General features: G+C 68.2%; 17 protein-coding genes. 14 read left to right on the forward strand and 3 right to left on the reverse strand.

Going from position 1 to position 16,809, the window contains the following annotated elements; translation table 11 throughout:
- Nucleotides 1-152 precede the first annotated feature (152 nt).
- Nucleotides 153-329: a hypothetical protein gene (locus CJ022_RS17305; RefSeq protein WP_199171567.1), complete on the forward strand. Its 177-nt coding sequence runs from the start codon at nt 153-155 to the stop codon at nt 327-329.
- Nucleotides 330-410: 81 nt separating this feature from the next.
- The gene (locus CJ022_RS16925) at nt 411-1,199 is read left to right on the forward strand and encodes a hypothetical protein (RefSeq protein ID WP_143704007.1); all 789 of its coding nucleotides are present in this window, start codon (nt 411-413) and stop codon (nt 1,197-1,199) included.
- A 297-nt stretch (nt 1,200-1,496) separates the two neighbouring features.
- On the opposite strand, the gene CJ022_RS16930 is transcribed toward CJ022_RS16925, so the two are convergent.
- From CJ022_RS16930 to CJ022_RS15015, 3 genes are all read right to left on the reverse strand, one after another.
- Nucleotides 1,497-2,144 carry a hypothetical protein gene (locus tag CJ022_RS16930; RefSeq protein WP_143704008.1) on the reverse strand — a complete coding sequence of 216 codons (648 nt, stop codon included), beginning with the start codon at nt 2,142-2,144 and terminating at the stop codon, nt 1,497-1,499.
- A 57-nt stretch (nt 2,145-2,201) separates the two neighbouring features.
- Complete coding sequence (locus CJ022_RS16935) at nt 2,202-2,513, reverse strand: hypothetical protein (protein WP_143704009.1); 312 nt, start codon at nt 2,511-2,513, stop codon at nt 2,202-2,204.
- A gap of 345 nt (nt 2,514-2,858) precedes the next feature.
- The gene (locus CJ022_RS15015; protein ID WP_101927413.1) at nt 2,859-3,809 is read right to left on the reverse strand and encodes a carbohydrate kinase family protein; all 951 of its coding nucleotides are present in this window, start codon (nt 3,807-3,809) and stop codon (nt 2,859-2,861) included.
- A 216-nt stretch (nt 3,810-4,025) separates the two neighbouring features.
- On the opposite strand from CJ022_RS15015, the gene CJ022_RS15020 reads away from it, so the two are divergent.
- The 12 genes from CJ022_RS15020 to lipA all read left to right on the forward strand — a co-directional run bounded on the left by CJ022_RS15020 (nt 4,026) and on the right by lipA (nt 16,747).
- Entirely contained in the window at nt 4,026-5,069 is a 1,044-nt protein-coding gene (locus CJ022_RS15020) for a rod shape-determining protein (RefSeq protein WP_101927414.1), read from the forward strand.
- 174 nt (nt 5,070-5,243) lie between these two features.
- The gene (gene mreC, locus CJ022_RS15025; protein ID WP_101927415.1) at nt 5,244-6,326 is read left to right on the forward strand and encodes a rod shape-determining protein MreC; all 1,083 of its coding nucleotides are present in this window, start codon (nt 5,244-5,246) and stop codon (nt 6,324-6,326) included.
- A complete protein-coding gene (gene mreD, locus CJ022_RS15030; RefSeq protein ID WP_101927416.1) occupies nt 6,323-6,802 on the forward strand; it encodes a rod shape-determining protein MreD in 480 nt (159 codons plus the stop codon). Before mreC ends, mreD begins: the two co-directional genes overlap by 4 nt.
- Nucleotides 6,803-6,834: 32 nt before the next feature.
- Nucleotides 6,835-8,898: a penicillin-binding protein 2 gene (gene mrdA, locus CJ022_RS15035; protein ID WP_101927417.1), complete on the forward strand. Its 2,064-nt coding sequence runs from the start codon at nt 6,835-6,837 to the stop codon at nt 8,896-8,898.
- The gene (gene rodA, locus CJ022_RS15040; protein WP_101927418.1) at nt 8,895-10,007 is read left to right on the forward strand and encodes a rod shape-determining protein RodA; all 1,113 of its coding nucleotides are present in this window, start codon (nt 8,895-8,897) and stop codon (nt 10,005-10,007) included. Before mrdA ends, rodA begins: the two co-directional genes overlap by 4 nt.
- An 89-nt stretch (nt 10,008-10,096) precedes the next feature.
- Complete coding sequence (gene mltB / locus CJ022_RS15045; protein ID WP_101927419.1) at nt 10,097-11,230, forward strand: lytic murein transglycosylase B; 1,134 nt, start codon at nt 10,097-10,099, stop codon at nt 11,228-11,230.
- Nucleotides 11,227-12,531, forward strand: coding sequence for a septal ring lytic transglycosylase RlpA family protein (locus tag CJ022_RS15050; protein WP_101927420.1), 1,305 nt, complete (start codon nt 11,227-11,229; stop codon nt 12,529-12,531). The genes mltB and CJ022_RS15050 overlap by 4 nt, the downstream gene beginning before the upstream one ends.
- 55 nt (nt 12,532-12,586) lie before the next feature.
- Nucleotides 12,587-13,834 (forward strand): D-alanyl-D-alanine carboxypeptidase family protein, encoded by a 1,248-nt coding sequence (locus CJ022_RS15055; RefSeq protein ID WP_101927421.1) that lies wholly within the window; start codon nt 12,587-12,589, stop codon nt 13,832-13,834.
- Between the two features lie 383 nt (nt 13,835-14,217).
- Entirely contained in the window at nt 14,218-14,496 is a 279-nt protein-coding gene (locus CJ022_RS15060) for a DUF493 family protein (RefSeq protein WP_101927422.1), read from the forward strand.
- Between the two features lie 25 nt (nt 14,497-14,521).
- Complete coding sequence (locus CJ022_RS15065; protein WP_101927423.1) at nt 14,522-14,986, forward strand: BLUF domain-containing protein; 465 nt, start codon at nt 14,522-14,524, stop codon at nt 14,984-14,986.
- Nucleotides 14,983-15,654 carry a lipoyl(octanoyl) transferase LipB gene (gene lipB, locus CJ022_RS15070; RefSeq protein ID WP_101927424.1) on the forward strand — a complete coding sequence of 224 codons (672 nt, stop codon included), beginning with the start codon at nt 14,983-14,985 and terminating at the stop codon, nt 15,652-15,654. Before CJ022_RS15065 ends, lipB begins: the two co-directional genes overlap by 4 nt.
- 82 nt (nt 15,655-15,736) lie before the next feature.
- Entirely contained in the window at nt 15,737-16,747 is a 1,011-nt protein-coding gene (gene lipA, locus CJ022_RS15075) for a lipoyl synthase (RefSeq protein ID WP_101927425.1), read from the forward strand.
- Nucleotides 16,748-16,809 lie beyond the last annotated feature (62 nt).

Genomic DNA, 16,809 nt, shown 5'->3' on the forward strand with positions numbered 1-16,809 from the left:
CGGACTGGTCTTGCATGGGAATTCGGAAACGGAATGGGCGCCTCGAGGCACCCTTCTCACGTCCGGATGTCACAAGCCGCATCGCGTCTCCGTCGAACGCTGGAGAAGGCGCTTGCCGTCGGCAAGAATGCCCATCGCGAACGGAGAACACGATGCTCATTCTGCAAGTCCTGCTGCTCGTCGCCGGTCTGGTCGCCCTTGTCATCGGCTACCGCAAGCACAACCGCAATCTGATGATGGCCGCGGCGCTGGTGCTGTTAGTCGCCGGTTCGGTGTGGGAGTTCGTGTCGGGATTCAATGCGTCGCGAGCGCAGCATCAAGCTCCGTAGCAGTTCACGGTTCGCTCCAGGTTAGTGACTTTGACCCCGTTAACTCGCAGAATTTAGCTTGCTCTGAGCGGAGTTGAAGCCATGGAAAACCATCTGATTCATCACTACACGAGCATCGGAGCGCTAGCTTCGATTCTGCAGAATCGAACAATTCGCTTTGGTCGTCTGGATACCTTAGACGATACAGAGGAAGCACAGAGCATCGGTGATTTCGATTTCGGTTCAATGCTTTTCGCGAGCTGCTGGGTCGAAAAGGCTGAGGAGGACATTGCACAATGGGCGATGTATGGCCACGCCATGAAAGGCGTCCGGATATCTCTGCCTAGGCAGCCATTTTCTCAGGTCCCGATGCTCTCACCGACGTTTCTAATGAATGGATTGCGGTGCCCTGGTTACGTGCTATCTCCTGACCAGATCGAGGACGAAAGCATGTTTCTCTCCAGAGTTAACTATGTGGCCGATATAGCCGCAGAATACGCTGCTCGCGTTCAGCACCTGCCTCCTGACGGAATCAATGTCAACGGCCGAATAGTTCAACTTGCTACGTACAAGCACCTCCGCTGGTCATTCCAGCAGGAGGTGAGATTTGTGCTTCATGCGACCGTTGGCCCTTCGAGTTGGACCGACGACGCGGACTGGGCGCGACAGTACAGCGAGCTAGCAGAAGCCTCCATCGCAACGAAATTGCGCCCCACTGTTCGCTACATCGATAGGGAGTTGTCATCAGCTGCCTTAGCTAGCGCGAAGATTGTGCTGGGTCCGCTGACGGACACATCCGAACAGCTGATCGTTGAGTCCCTCGTCAATTCCCTGGCTCCTGGGGTGCCGATACGCAAGAGCGAACTGACCGGTCTTATACGTCATCGCTAGTCGCTGTTTTCTGTCACTAGACTCGTCCTTAAGCAGTCGCCGCCATCGAATCGAGGGAGTGGCTTGGACGATCGGCCAGTCGATTTCCGGCTAACGCCGTTGACGAGGGTGAGCCCTCAGCGGCTACTGCAAGCTGCTCTTCGCGATCAAATGGCATCACGACCAAGCGGAGAAGGATGCGGAAGAAGAAGCGCGAGCAGGAATGGAGCGGTGGAGGCGGCGAGGCGTAGCCGCGTACCGGAGATCATCCATGGATGGGTTGATCGAGATCTAAAGTAAATTTGACCGCTTTAGTTATTAAGATGCATGCCGAATTCTCTGATTCCACTGCTGGATTGTCAGTCGCTCGCGCATGGCGCTTAGAAGGTCTGTAAAGCAATCGGAAATCAACTTTCGAGTGCTGTCAGTCGCGACCTGCGTCACGAGTTCCACACTGCCGAAGATGGTGCTGTACTCGTATACGACCCATACATCCTTGATGTTGAGTGGAAGATTGACGTACGAGTAGACCGGTGATCCGAAGGTTGTCGTTGTCTTCGGTGGTAGCAGGACTGAGTTTGGATTCGAGTCCTCCTCAAGCGTGTTCTTGAAGAGTGACTGCCTAGAAACATTTCTGTTTCTTATCTCGTTGGACAGCGGGGTTTGGTTGATTGGAGTGGTGGTATCTCTGTAAAGCTCAAGGGATATCTGTCCTGGCTCTCCTACGAGCAAGACAGACCTGACACGAATGGTAGCGTTGGAGTAATTGTCGATCTGCACAGAAAAATTGCACTGCATCTGGTCTTGGCTATAGGTAACGCCGACGCCATTTGCGTTTATTAGCTGTGCAAGCTGCCGTTCGAGTCTTTTGTTTCGTAGCCAGCTATAGATCCAAGCAATTGCGCCCAGTACTGCAGCCGCTACAAGGCTTTTCGACACGTCAGCGAGCAGCGAAATTATGTCCATGCAACCTAACGCCTGAAGTGGGCCGTGCCGCGAAACGGCATCGGTTTGAGTGAACTGTCAGCGCTCAATCCGTTGCGAGTCGGACTGCCGAACCTCAGCTTGCGGCGCATCCTGCGCTTGAGGTGCGGGTATCGCAGGCGCTTTATCGCTCGATCCTGCGGAAGCGGCGGTTCCATAAATCTCGAGGAAGCCAAGGAATCCAATCACAAAGAATGCTCCGCCTAAGCCCTCTAGGATCATCTCAATGAGCTTTGACAGGTATGGCAGAGGTAGGATGTATCCAGCCGCTGCGGCGATCAGATAAGTCGGAATGCTGGCGATGAGGCAGTACTTCTGCCATTTGGATAAACGATTCCACGCTTTTCGCATCACGACTGTCTCCCCCTTTGATCGCTAACTATTATTCGACCCCGTAAATAGGCCGTTGCGTGGAGTATGCAGTGGAATTCCTCCCTTCGCCAAGGTTCGTATTTCTATCTGTATCCGATGACTTGTCACTTTGCCATTGATTGGTTGGCTCGGCATCTGTCTGCGTTACCTAGCGGCTTCCGAGGATCGGAATTACAAGTCTAACGTGGGGTGTGGCGCTGCTGAATGTGTTCGGTGAGTATCGCCGTGCCGCTGCTCAGCTGTCCAAGGGATTTCCGTCCAGCAGAACGAAACAGGGCGCCTCGAAAGGCGCCCTGTTTTCAGAACTTCGCAATGTCACCCGACTCAAACCGTCGTCTTGCTCTCCAACGCGTACCCGAACTGCTGCCGGAACTGCAGCGAGAACTCGTCGTAGTCGAAGCGCTGGTTCTGGGTGCCGGGGTGCTCGACCTTCAGCGCGCCCATCAGGTTGCCGATGCGGCCGATGGTCAGCCAGTCGCAGCCTTTCTCGATGCCGAAGATCAGGCCGGCGCGGAAGGCGTCGCCGCAGCCGGTGGGGTCGGTCACGCGGCGCTCGTGCGCCGGGGGCACATCGTGGGTCTGGCCTTCGGCATGGATCACCACGCCCTTGGGGCCGCGGGTGCAGATGTAGGCGCGCACCTTGCCGGCGATGACGGTCTCGTCCCAGCCGGTGCGTTCCTGCAGCAGGTTGGACTCGTAGTCGTTGACGACCACGTAGTCCGCCAGGTCGATGAACTTGCGCAGCTCTTCGCCGTTGAACAGCGGCATGGCCTGGCCGGGGTCGAAGATGAAGGGGATCTTGCCTTCCGAGAATTCCTGCGCGTTCTGCAGCATGCCGTCGCGGCCGTCCGGGCCGACGAGGCCGATGGTCACGTTGGGGACGTCGCGCACGTGGTTCTCGTGGCTGCGCATCATCGCGCCCGGGTGGAAGGCGGTGATCTGGTTGTTGTCCAGATCGGTGGTGATGAAGGCCTGGGGCGTGAACAGGTCGGGGATCTCGCGGACCTGGGACAGGTCGATGCCGTGTTCCTCGAACCATTCGCGGTAGGGGCCGAAATCCTGGCCGACGGTGCCCATCGGGATCGGATCGCCGCCGAGCAGCTTCAGGTTGTAGGCGATGTTGCCGGCGCATCCGCCGAACTCGCGGCGCATCCGCGGCACCAGGAACGAGACGTTCAGGATGTGCACCTTGTCGGGCAGGATGTGGTTCTTGAACTGGTCGGGGAACACCATGATGGTGTCGTAGGCCAGGGAACCGCAGATCAGTGCAGACATCGGGCGCCGCTCGTGACGTGGAGGCCGGCTAGGGTAGCGGCCCGGGGTGCGGGGGGCCAGCGCGGAGCCCGGCCCGGCGGGCGAGGCGGCAGCGGCCCGGGCCCCGCCGGGGCGCTCGTCGGGTCTCGCACGGCGCGTGCACGGGCGGTGTGGCAGGCGCTTTTTTTGCTAGGCTAGCGGGCCCTGTTCTGCCCCCTCGACGGACGCCTTTTCCTGATGTTCAAGAAGTTCCGCGGTCTCTTCTCCAACGACCTGTCCATCGACCTGGGCACTGCAAATACCCTCATCTTCGTCCGCGGCCAGGGCATCGTGCTCAACGAGCCGTCGGTCGTGGCCGTCCGCCAGGACCGCACCGCCGGCCAGAAGGTCGTCGCCGCGGTCGGTTCGGAGGCCAAGCAGATGCTCGGCCGCACGCCCGGCAACATCACCACGCATCGCCCGATGAAGGACGGCGTCATCGCCGATTTCACCTACACCGAGGAGATGCTGAAGTACTTCATCAAGAAGGTGCACAAGTCGCGCTTCCTGCGGCCGAGCCCGCGCGTGCTGATCTGCGTGCCGGCCGGGTCGACCCAGGTCGAGAAGCGCGCCATCAAGGACTCGGCGCTCGAAGCTGGCGCCCGCGAGGTCTCGCTGATCGAGGAGCCGATGGCGGCCGCGATCGGCGCCGGCCTGCCGGTGACCGAGGCGCGCGGCTCGATGGTCGTCGACATCGGCGGCGGCACGACCGAAGTCGCGGTGATCGCGCTCAACGGCATCGTCTACTCGCAGTCGGCCCGCATCGGCGGCGACCGCTTCGACGAGTCGATCATCAACTACGTGCGCCGCAACCACGGCATGCTGATCGGCGACGCGACCGCGGAGCGGATCAAGCTCGAGATCGGCTGCGCGTACCCGCAGGAACGCCCGATCGACATGGAAGTGTCAGGCCGGCATCTGGCCGAGGGCGTGCCGAAGATCATCACCATCAGCTCGAGCGAAGTGCTCGACGCGCTGCGCGAGCCGCTGTCGGGCATCGTCGAGGCGGTCAAGCAGGCGCTGGAGCAGACGCCGCCGGAGCTGTGCGCCGACGTCGCCGAGCGCGGCATCGTGCTGACCGGTGGCGGCGCGCTGCTGCGCGACCTCGACCGGTTGATCAGCGAGGCCACCGGCCTGCACGTGCAGGTCGCCGAGGATCCGCTGACCTGCGTCGCACGCGGCGGTGGCCGGGCGCTGGAACTGCTCGACCTGCACGGCAACGAGTTCTTCGCGGCCGAGTGACGCGGTCGCGCCAGCGGGCGGCGTGCCGGCGCGGCCTGACCGCGCGCGCCACCCCGTCCGGCGACACCAGCGGGATCCGGCTGGCACACGGGTCTGCGCGGCGGGACGGCATCCGCGCGAGGCGGGCCACGGCCGCGAATCCACAACCCGACTCCTGACCCCGGCCTCCCGCACGTGTCCTCCTACGCCCGCTCTCCTGTTCCCCGGCCCGGCGATGTCGCCGGGACGCTGCGGTTGCTGGCCTATCTGGCGCTGTCGCTGGTGCTGCTGGTCTCGGACCATCGGGGGGGCTGGCTGACCCAGTTCCGCAACCAGGCGAGCGTGGCCGTGCAGCCGCTGTGGTGGCTGGCGGGACTGCCGTCGCGGGTCGGCGACAGCATGCGCAACGACGCCGCGACGCGCTCGCAGCTGGCGGCCGACAACCGGCGCCTGCGCAACGAACTGCTGGTGCTCAACGCCGGCCAGGCGCGGCTGCGGGTCGAAGCGGTCGAGAACGCGCGCCTGCGCAGCCTGCTCGGCGCGGTCGAGCAGGGCAGTCTCGACGTGCAGCTCGCGCCGATCCTCGATGTCGACCAGGACCCGACCCGGCAGCGCCTGCTGCTCGATACCGGCAGCCGCAACGGCGTGCGCGTCGGCCAGAGCGCGATCGACGCCGGTGGCCTGCTGGGCCAGGTGATCGCGGTGACGCCGTCGACGGCGACCGTGCTGCTGCTGACCGATCTGGAGCACGCGGTGCCGGTGATCATCGCCCGCAACGGCGTGCGCCTGGTCGCCTACGGCAGCGGCCGCGCCGGCCACCTGGCGCTGCGCAACATTCCCCTGTCGGCGGAAGTCGAGGTCGGCGATACCGTCGTCACCTCGGGGCTGGGGGGCCGCTTTCCACCGGGCTTTCCGGTCGGCACGATCACCGCGCTCGAACCCGACGACAGCCGCGCCTTCCTGGTCGGCGACCTGACCCCGGCCGCGCAGCTCGACCGCGGCCGCGACGTGCTGCTGCTGCGCGACGTGGTGGTGCCGGTGTCGACGGCCGATCTCGACGCCGAGGCCGCCGCCCGCGATGCCGCCGCCGCGCAGGCCGAGGCCGAGGCGCGCGCCGCGGCGGAAGGCGGCGCGGCATTGCCGGATACCGGCGCCGATCCGGCCGGGAGCACGCCGGCATCGACCAGCCCCGCCGGCGATGTGCCCGCGCCGTCCGCCGCCCCGACTGCCACGCCCACGCCTGCCACGCCGCCCCCGCCCGCGGAGACCCGCCCATGAGCCGGCGTCGCCATCCCTGGTTGCTGCCGGCCAGCGTGTTCCTCGCGCTGCTGCTCGGCCTGCTGCCGCTGCCGCTGGCCCTGCAGCCCTACCGGCCGTTCTGGCTGGCGCTGGTCGTCGCCTACTGGGTGATCGAGGATCCCGAGCGCGTCGGGCTCGGCGTCGCCTTCGCGGTCGGCCTGATCGGCGATCTCGCCTTCGGTGGCCTGCTCGGCGAACAGGCGCTGCGGCTGGTAGTGATGAGCTTCATCCTGCAGCGCTTCCGCGCCCAGCTGCGGTTCTTCCCGCTGGCCCAGCAGGCGCTGGCGATCGGCGGCCTGCTGCTCAACGACCGCGTGGTCAGCGCGGCGATCCATCTGGCGCTCGGCGTGCCGCAGCTGCCGTGGACCTACTGGCTGGCGCCGCTGATCGGCATGGCGCTGTGGGCGCCGCTGTATCTGGTCATGGACGCGCTCCGCTTCGGGCGCCGTTCGTGAGTCGCGCCGCGCACCACCGGCGCGCCTGAGCCATGGGGCCGCGCCGCCATCGTCCTGGCATCCGCGACAACGCCGGCGAGTCGGCGTCGTTCCGGCTGCGCGCGCTGATCGGCTTCGGCGGTGTCGTGCTCGCGCTCGGCGCGCTGGCCGGCTGGTACTTCAAGCTGCAGGTCGTCGATCACGACGTCTACGCGAAACGTTCGGAAGCCAACCGCATCAAGCCGCGGCCGGTGGTGCCGGGGCGCGGTCTGATCTACGACCGTGCCGGCCGCATCCTCGCCGACAACGAACAGGCCTACCGCCTCGACGTGACCCCCGAGGACGTCGACGATCCCGACGCGCTGATCGCCGAGCTGTCGAAGATCATCGCCCTGTCGGCCGAGGACATCGAACGCTTCGACCGCGAGCGCCGCGCCCAGCGCAGCTTCCACGCGGTGACGCTGAAGCTGCGCATCAGCGAGGACGAGATGGCGCGCTTCGCGCTCGACCGCTGGCGCTTCCCCGGCGTCGAGGTCGTGCCGTATCTCAACCGCCACTACCCCTACGGCGACCTGTTCGCCCACGTGGTCGGCTACGTCGGCCGCACCGACGAGGGCGATGTCGCGCGCTACGGCGAGTCGCACCTGCTGTTCCCGCAGACCGGGCGCACGGGTCTGGAGCGCTATTACGACGACATCCTGCGCGGCAGCATCGGCTACGAGCAGGTCGAGACCAACGTCGAGGGGCGCGCGCTGCGCCGGCTCGGCATGGTGCCGGCGACGGCGGGCACCGACCTGCGGCTGAGCGTGGACGCCGAACTGCAGCAGGCGATGGCGCTGGCCTTCGGCGGCCTGCACGGCTCGGCCGTCGCGGTCGATCCGGCGACCGGCGACGTGCTCGGCATGGTCAGCCTGCCGAGCTTCGACCCCAACCTGTTCGTCAACGGCATCTCGCACGCCGACTACCGCCGGCTGATGGACGATCCGGCGCGGCCGCTGTTCAACCGCAACGTGCTGGGCGGCGGCCCGCCGGGCTCGACGATCAAGCCGCTGGTCGCGCTGGCCGGCGTCGACAGCGGCCTGCGCACGCCGGAGTCGCGGGTGTTCTCGACCGGCGAGTTCTTCATCCCCGGCCAGCGCCGCGGCTACCGCGATGCGGCGCGCGGCGCCGGCTGGACCGACCTGCGCGATTCGATCGCGCGCTCGGTCAACTACTACTACTACCAGCTCGCCTACGAGATGGGCATCGAGCGCTTCGACCAGTACATGACCCGCTACGGCTTCGGCCAGGCGACCGGCATCGACCTGCTGGGCGAGAACATCGGCGTGGTGCCGTCGCCGCGCTACAAGGCCTCGCGCACCCGCGAGCCCTGGTATGCGGGCGAAACCGTGATCGCGGGCATCGGCCAGGGCTACTGGATCGCGACCGCGCTGCAGCTCGCGCGCGGCACCGCGGCGATCGCCAGCGGCGGCGAGCTCAATACGTTGCACCTGGCCGCCGAACGCCGCGACGGCTTCGACGCGCCGTGGCGCGCGGTGCCGCGGCCGGCGCCGACGCGGATCACCGAGCGCCCCGAGCATCTGCGCGCGGTGCAGGAAGGCATGGTCACGACGATCCACGGCCGCGGCACCGGCACGCGCATGGCGATCGGCGCCGAGTACCGCATGGCCGGCAAGACCGGCACCGCGCAGCGCGTGAGCCGCCGAGGCAGCGCCAGCACCGATCCGCGCAACCTGCCGTACCACCTGCGCCACCAGGCGCTGTTCGTCGGCTACGCGCCGGCGGAAGACCCGAAGATCGCGCTCGCGGTCATCGTCGAACACGGCGGCTACGGCGGCACGACCGCCGCGCCGATCGCGCGCAAGATCTTCGACGCGTGGCTGCTCGGCACGATGCCCGAGGTCGAGGTCGATCCCGTCACCGGCGCGCCGCTCGCGGTCGCCGCCGCGGGCCCGCAGGCCGCGCTGGCGCCCGAGCCCTCGTTCGAGACCGTCACCGGCGGCGTGCGCACCGCGCCGCGCGATGCCAACGGCCGCTTTCCGGGCGTGCCGGCGCCGCGCGTGCCGGCCGGGGCGCCGCGTGAATCCGATGCCGCGCCTGCGGAGGTGACGCCGTGAACGTGATCCTGCGCTGGCTGCTCGACATGATCGGGCGCTTCGTGCGCACGCTGGACTGGCCGCTGCTCGCCGCGCTGCTCGCGCTGATGGGCATCGGCCTGGCGGTGCTGCACAGCGCCAGCGGCCAGAACCTGGCGATGGTGCAGTCGCAGGCGCTGCGCTACGGCGTCGGCCTCGGCGCGATGTGGGTGCTGTCGCGCATTCCCGCGATCGAGCTGCGCCGCTTCACGCCGCTGGCCTACGGCATTTCGCTGCTGCCGTTGATCGCGGTGCTGTTCATGGGCACCGGGCGCAGCGGCCAGCACTGGCTCAATCTGGGCGCGTTCTACGTGCAGCCGGCCGAGCTGATGAAACTGTCGCTGCCGATGATGGCCGCCTGGTGGCTGGGCCAGCAGGCCGGACCGCCGCGTCTGGCGACGGTGCTGGTCGCCGCGGCGATCATCGGCGTGCCGACCGGCCTGGTGCTGCTGCAGCCGGATTTCGGTACCGCGATGCTGGTCGCATCGGGCGGCGCGTTCGCGCTGTACCTGGCGGGCCTGTCGTGGTGGTGGTTCGTCGGCGGCGCCGCCGCGGTCGTGGTCTCGGCGCCGGCCGCGTGGTTCTTCTATCTGCAGCAGTACCAGAAGGACCGCATCCTGACCTTCCTCGATCCCGAATCCGATCCGCTCGGCACGGGCTGGAACATCATCCAGTCGAAGATCGCGATCGGCTCGGGCGGGCTGACCGGGCAGGGCTGGGGCGACGGCTCGCAGTCGCATCTGAACTACGTGCCCGAGCACACGACCGATTTCGTGTTCGCGGTGCTCAGCGAGGAATTCGGCTGGCTCGGGGTCGTCGTCGTGCTGGGCCTGTACCTCTTCATCATCGGCCGCTGCCTGTGGATCGCCAGCGAGGGACGCGACGGCTTCTCGCGCCTGCTGGTCGGCAGCCTGGCGCTGGCGATGTCGGTCTACGTCATCGTCAACGGCGGCATGATCTCGGGCATGTTGCCGGTGGTCGGCGTGCCGATGCCGCTGCTGAGTTTCGGCGGTACCGCGGCGGTGTCGCTGCTCGCGGGCTTCGGCGTGATCATGGCGGTGCAGGCGGGCAGCCGGCAGAAGCGGCGCTGAGCGCGGCACGCGCGCGATCTGACCGCAGCGCAACCGTGGCGTCTGCGCAGGTGTCGGCGCTCCGCGGGTGCGTGCTAACCTCGCGCCCGATGAGCCGACGCCCCTATTTCCGACTCGCCGCTGGCCTGTTGCCGCTTGCCCTCGTGGCCTGCGCCACGCCGGCAAACCCGTCACTGGCGCAGGACGCCGACGACTTCGCCGCGGTCACGCCGCTGCCCGAACCGGCCCGGCCCGAAGGCGCACTGCTGCCGAAGGTGCCGCAGCCCGAGGAACGCCCCGTCGCACCGGAATCGGTCAGCGACGCGTCGATCCCGCGCGCGCAGCGCGTCGAGAACTTCGTGACCTACACCGCGCAGACCTACGGCGTGGAGCCGGCGCACGTGCGCCGCACGCTCGCCCAGGCCAGCGTGCAGCAGCCGATCCTGACCGCGATCAGCCGCCCGGCCGAAGCCGTGCGTCCGTGGCGCGACTACCGGCCGATCTTCATCAACGATGCGCGCATCAACGGCGGCGTCGCCTTCTATCGCGAGAACCGCGCCGCGCTCGAGCGCGTGGCCGCCGACACCGGCGTGCCCGCCGAGTACATCGTCGCGATCATCGGCGTGGAGACCAGCTACGGCCGCATCACCGGCAACTGGAAGGTGCTCGACGCCCTGTACACGCTGGCATTCGACTACGCGCCGCGCGCGCCGTTCTTCGCCGGCGAGCTCGCGCAGCTGTTCGCGCTGGAGAAGGCCGAGCCGCAGCTCGACATCCTGCAGCTCAAGGGCAGCTATGCCGGCGCGATGGGCATGGGCCAGTTCATGCCGTCGAGCTACCGGCTGTGGGCGAAGGACGGCGACGGCGATGGCCGCCGCGACCTGCTGACCCACAAGCCCGACGTGTTCGCCTCGATCGCCAACTACTTCGTGCTGCACGGCTGGCAGCGCGGCGGTCCGGTCGTCGCCCGCGCCCAGCGCGATGCGTCGGCCGCCGACTTCAAGCCCGAGAACTGGGATCCGGTCTATCCGCTGGCCGATCTCGCACGTCGCGGTTACCGGCCTGCGCCGGGCGAGCCGACCGCCGAGGGCGCCACGCTGCTGTCGCTCGATGGCGATGCCGGCATGGAGTACTGGCTCGCGTACCGAAACTTCTATGTGATCACCCGCTACAACCGCTCGCCGATGTATTCGCTGTCGGTCCACCAGCTGGCGCAGGCGATCCGCGCCGGAGTCGGCCCGTGACGCGATGGCTGCTGCCGCTGGCGGCGGTGGCCCTGCTGGCCGGTTGCGCCGGCACTCCGAAGAAGTCCGGTGAGACCCCGCCCGGGACCGCGTCGAGCGGTGCGCCGGCAGCGCCGGCCGCCTCGCGCGGGCAGGGCGGCCGCAGGGTGTCGCCGTATGCGCCCGCGCAGGAAGATCCCAGCACCCGCGGGCACTACACCGCCGGCGGCCTGTACCGGCCGGGCGTGCCCGACAGCCTGCCCGACTACCTGCCCAACGTCGACGCGATACCCGAGCCGGAGGTCGTCGACCTGCCGCGCTCGCCGGTCGGCAACCGCAGCCCCTACCAGGTGCTGGGCAAGACCTACCACGTGCTCGACGACCACAGTGCGTTCGTCGAGACCGGTACCGCGTCGTACTACGGCGCCAAGTTCCACGGCCGCCTGACCTCCAACCGCGAGGTCTACGACATGTACGCGTTTACCGCGGCGCACAAGTCGCTGCCGCTGCCGAGCTTCGCGCGCGTCACCAATCTCGACAACGGCAAGTCGGTCGTCGTCCGCGTCAACGATCGCGGGCCGTTCCACGAAGGCCGCGTCGTCGATCTCAGCTACGCCGCGGCGGTCAAGATCGGCGTGCATCCGCGCGGGACCGGACGGGTCCAGGTGCAGGCCCTGAGTCCGGGCGAGAACGCGCAGCTCGATCGCGAGTGGGTCGCCTCGGCGCCTGCCGCGCCGCCCGCGGTCGCCGCGGCCGCGCCGACGCCGGCCGCCAGCGCGATCGACAGCATCGTCGAGGCCCTGCCCATCGCCAGCGCCCGCGCCGACGAACGTCCCGCGCCGCTGCCGGCGCAGGCGAGCGCGGCCGACGGCCGCTTCAACATGTACCAGAACGGCAGGGTCATGACGGCGGACGATTTCGACGCCTGGCTGACCGCCCGTGGTCTGCGCCTGGAGAACGGGCGTCAGGTGCCGATCCATCCCGCGCCCGCTGCCACCGCTGCCGCCAGCCCGGCGCCTGCGCCGGTCGTCGCGCCGCAGGCGACCGCCCCGGCACCCGCACCCACGCAGGTCGTCGCCAGTCCCGGCGGTGCCGGCGTGACCCTGCAGGTCGCCGCTTTCGGGGCGCGCGCCAATGCCGAACGCGCGCTCGCCACCCTGCACGGTGCCGGCATCGCCGCGGCCTCGCTGCAGGACGGCACCGCCGCCGGCAAGCCGGTCTGGCGCCTGCGCGTCGGGCCGGTGGACTCGGCGCGCATCGGCGAGGTGTCCTCGCGCGTCGCCGGTCTCGGTTTCGGTGCGCCGACCGTGGTCCGCGACTGAATTTTTCTTGTCACCTGCCGGTCCGCACGACCGGCGTTCCGGAGTTCCGCCCCAGATGAAAGTGTCCGTAGTCGTGTCGCGCGTGCTGTTCGCCGCTGTCGCCACCACGCTGTTCGGTGTCGCCATTGCCCAGACCCCGGCGCCCCAGCCCGCACCCCAGCCGCAGCCCGCGCCGCAGCCCGCCGCGCCCGGCGCCGCGCTCAGCGACGAGTTGCCGACGCCGCCGCCGCCGAGCGTCAACGGTACCGCCTGGGTGCTGATGGATTACGCGACCGGCCAGATCCTCGCCAGCCACAATCCCGACGAGCGCGTCGAGCCGGCCAGCATCACCAAGGTGATGACCAGCTACGTCATCGCCGCCGAGCTCGCCGCCGGCAAGATCACCCCCGACGACCAGGTGATGATGAGCGAGAACGCCTGGCGCAAGGGCGGCGCCGGCACCGACGGCAGCTACAGCGGCTTCCCGGTCAACCAGACCGCCAAGCTGCTGGACATGGAAATCGGCATGGTCGTGCAGTCGGGCAACGACGCGGCGATCGCGCTGGCCGAGCACACCGCCGGCAGCGAGGAAGCCTTCGCGCAGCTCATGACCGCTTATGCCAAGCGCATCGGCATGAACAATTCCAACTTCACCAACGCCAGTGGCCTGTCGGGCCCGGAGCACTACTCGACCGCGCGCGACCTGGCGCTGCTCGGCCGCGCGATGGTGCGCGACTACCCCGAGGAGTACGCGCACAACAAGATCAAGGAATTCACGGTCGGCCCGATCACCCAGCGCAACCGCAACCTGCTGCTGTGGCGCGACGACAGCGTCGACGGCATCAAGACGGGTCACCATTCGGGCGCCGGCTACTGCCTGCTGGCGTCGGCCCAGCGCGGCGACCAGCGCCTGATCTCGGTCGTCATGGGCTCGACCAGCGAATCGCAGCGGGCGACCGATTCGCTGGCGCTGCTGAACTGGGGTTTCCGCTTCTTCGAGACCCACGCGGTCTACGACGCCGACAAGCCGGTCGCCACCCAGAAGATCTGGAAGGGCAAGGCCGACGAAGTGCAGCTGGGCGTCGCCGAACCGATGCTGGTCAGCATGCCGCGCGGCAAGTACGCGCAGCTCAAGCCGACGATGGACATCCCCGAGACCCTGGTCGCGCCGATCGAGAAAGGCCAGCAGATCGGCACCGTGCGGGTGACGCTCGACGGCGAGGTCATCGCCGAGCGCCCGCTGGTCGCGCTGGAAGCGGTCGAGGAGGCCGGTTTCTTCAAGCGCCTGTGGCACGAGCTGCTGATGTGGTGGAACGCGGACTGAGCGCCGCGCGCTGCATGGACGCGTGATCCCGACAGGGCCGGCATTGCCGGCCCTGTCGCGTTGGGGGCAGGCGGATCGCATCGTCTTATGCGGCCGATTCCGTTGCCGCGCGCGTGCGTGCGACCGGGGCCTGGGTGGGATTCCCGTCGCGCGCGAGCGCGCGCCTGCAGCAGCGCAGGTCTGCGTGCGATGCAGACGTGCGCCGGATACGTGCCAGCGATCTCCCGACACGACCGATGTGCGACGCACGGCGCAAGGCGCGGCCACGCTGCTCGGCAGCGCGAAGCCGCACGCGCCGTGCGCCGGCTCTCGTTTCCTGACCCGCGCCTGATGCCGGCCGCGCGCCGCTTGGGTTCGCGGCGCGTCGCCCCGATAATCCCGCGATGGACATTTCTTCCGACAATCCCGAGCACGGCTTCCAGTTTCCGGGCGTCTTCGAGCTCACCGCGATGGGTCCGGCCGAGGCCGGTCTCGACACCGAGATTCCGACCCTGCTGCAGGCCGCGGGCATCGAAGTGCTGCACGAGACCGTGACCTCGCGCGCGTCGAGCGGGGGCCGCTTCGTGTCGATCAAGCTGAGCTTCCGCGCGACCTCGCGGGCACAGTACGACGCCGCCCACGAAGCCCTGCGCGCGCATCCCGAGGTGCGGTGGACGCTGTGACCGCAGGTCCGACGCACCGATTCCGATGATCCGGCAACTGCTCTACCGCAGCGCGCAGCTCTACGAGTTCACCGCTGCCGACATGCGCCGGCTGTTGCAGGATGCGCGCGCCGACAACGCGGCGCAGGACGTGACCGGCGTGCTCGCCTATCGCGACGGCACGTTCCTGCAACTGCTCGAAGGCGCGCCCGACGTCGTCGATGCGCTGTACGCGCGCGTCGCCGGCGATCGCCGGCATTGCGACGTACGCCTGTTGTCGCGCGGCACCCGGGCCACGCGGCTGCTGCCCGGCTGGGCGATGGCCTATGCCGAAGCGCCGGGCGACGACGATGATCTTCCCGCGTTCGAAGGCCTGGCGCCGGATGCGCCCGCGCTCGGCCTACTCGCACGCGCGGACGACGCGGTGGCCGGCCTGCTGCGGCGTTTCCTGACCGGCGGCCCGGTGCCACCGGGTGGCCTGGTCTGCGCGCAGCGCTGGGCGCTCGCATGACCACCGGCGCGGCGCCGGCCGCGATGGTCCGCCCGCTCGGGCGGCAGCCCTACCTGCCGGTGTGGCGTGCCATGCAGGCCTTCACCGATGCGCGCGACGAGGACACCGCCGACGAGCTCTGGGTCGTCGAGCACGAGCCGGTCTTCACCCTGGGCCAGGCGGGCAAGCCGGAGCACGTGCTCGCGCCGGGCGACATCCCCGTGGTGCAGGTCGATCGCGGTGGCCAGGTCACCTATCACGGCCCCGGCCAGCTGGTGGTCTATCCGTTGCTCGACCTCCGCCGGCTCAAGATCGGCGTGCGCGACTACGTCTGCCGCATCGAGCAGGCGATCATCGACACGCTCGGCGACTGGAACATCGGCGCGGTGCGGCGCGACGGCGCGCCCGGCGTCTACGTCAACGAGGCCAAGATCGCCGCGCTCGGCATCCGCGTGCGGCGCGGCTGCACCTTCCACGGCCTGGCGTTCAACGTCGAGATGGACCTGGCGCCGTTCGACCGGATCAATCCCTGCGGCTACGCCGGCCTCCAGGTGGTCTCGCTGTCGGACCTCGGCGGACCGGGTTCGCTGCAGGCCGTGGCGCCGGCGCTGCTGGAACATCTGGCGCGGCAGTTCGGTCTCGCGCTGGCCGACGCGCCGCCGCCGGCGCTGCCGCAGGCGACTGAATGACACGCAGCATCCCCGCCCCTGCCGCAGACAGCTCTCCGGGCGGGGCCTACAATGGTCCGGTGTTTCGCGACCCGACCCGTCCATGACCCGACCCGCCGACAAATCGATTCCGTTGCAGGTGGTGTCCTCGCCTGTCGCGCCGCCGTCGCTGCAGACCGGCGTCAAGCAGGTCGCGGGCGACAAGATCGCGCGCTCGCCGGTGCAGTTCGCCGATGCGCCGGTGCTGCGCAAGCCGTCGTGGATCCGCGTGCGGATTCCGTCGAACGGTGCGGTCGCCGCGCTGAAGTCGAAGCTGCGCGAGAACCGGCTGGTCACGGTCTGCGAGGAAGCGAGCTGCCCGAACATCCACGAATGCTTCGGCCACGGCACCGCGACCTTCATGATCCTCGGCGAGGTGTGCACCCGACGCTGCTCGTTCTGCGACGTCGCCCACGGCCGGCCCAAGCCGCCGGATGCCAGCGAGCCACTGAACCTGGCGACCACGATCGCCGACATGGGCCTGAAGTACGTCGTGATCACCTCGGTCGACCGCGACGACCTGCGCGATGGCGGCGCCCAGCATTTCGTCGATTGCATCACCGAAGTCCGCAAGCAGTCGCCGCACATCCGGATCGAGGTCCTGACCCCTGATTTCCGCGGCAAGGGCCGCATGGAGCGCGCGCTGGAGATCCTGGCGACGAATCCGCCCGACGTCTTCAACCACAACGTCGAGACCGTGCCGGAGCTCTACCGCAACGTGCGCCCGGGCGCGGACTACCAGTGGTCGCTGACCCTGCTGCAGAAGTTCAAGGCCCAGCATCCGGGCGTGTCGACCAAGTCCGGCATCATGCTCGGCCTCGGCGAGACCATGGAGCAGGTGCAGGGCACACTGCGCGACCTGCGCGCGCACGATGTCGACATGGTCACCATCGGCCAGTACCTGCAGCCCAGCGCGCACCACCATCCGGTGCTGCGTTACTGGACGCCCGAGGAATTCAAGGCGCTCGAGGATTACGGCATGGCGCTGGGTTTCAGCCATGTCGCGTCCGGTCCGCTGGTGCGGTCGTCCTACCACGCCGACCGCCAGGCGATGGAAGCCGGCGTCGCCGCCTGATGCCGCCGGCCGCCGGGTGGTGGCTGCATCCGCTGTCCGCACCGTGACGTGCGCTGAACACG

This window comes from Luteimonas rhizosphaerae (genome assembly GCF_002849595.1).
Taxonomy (GTDB): Bacteria; Pseudomonadota; Gammaproteobacteria; order Xanthomonadales; family Xanthomonadaceae; genus Luteimonas; species Luteimonas cellulosilyticus.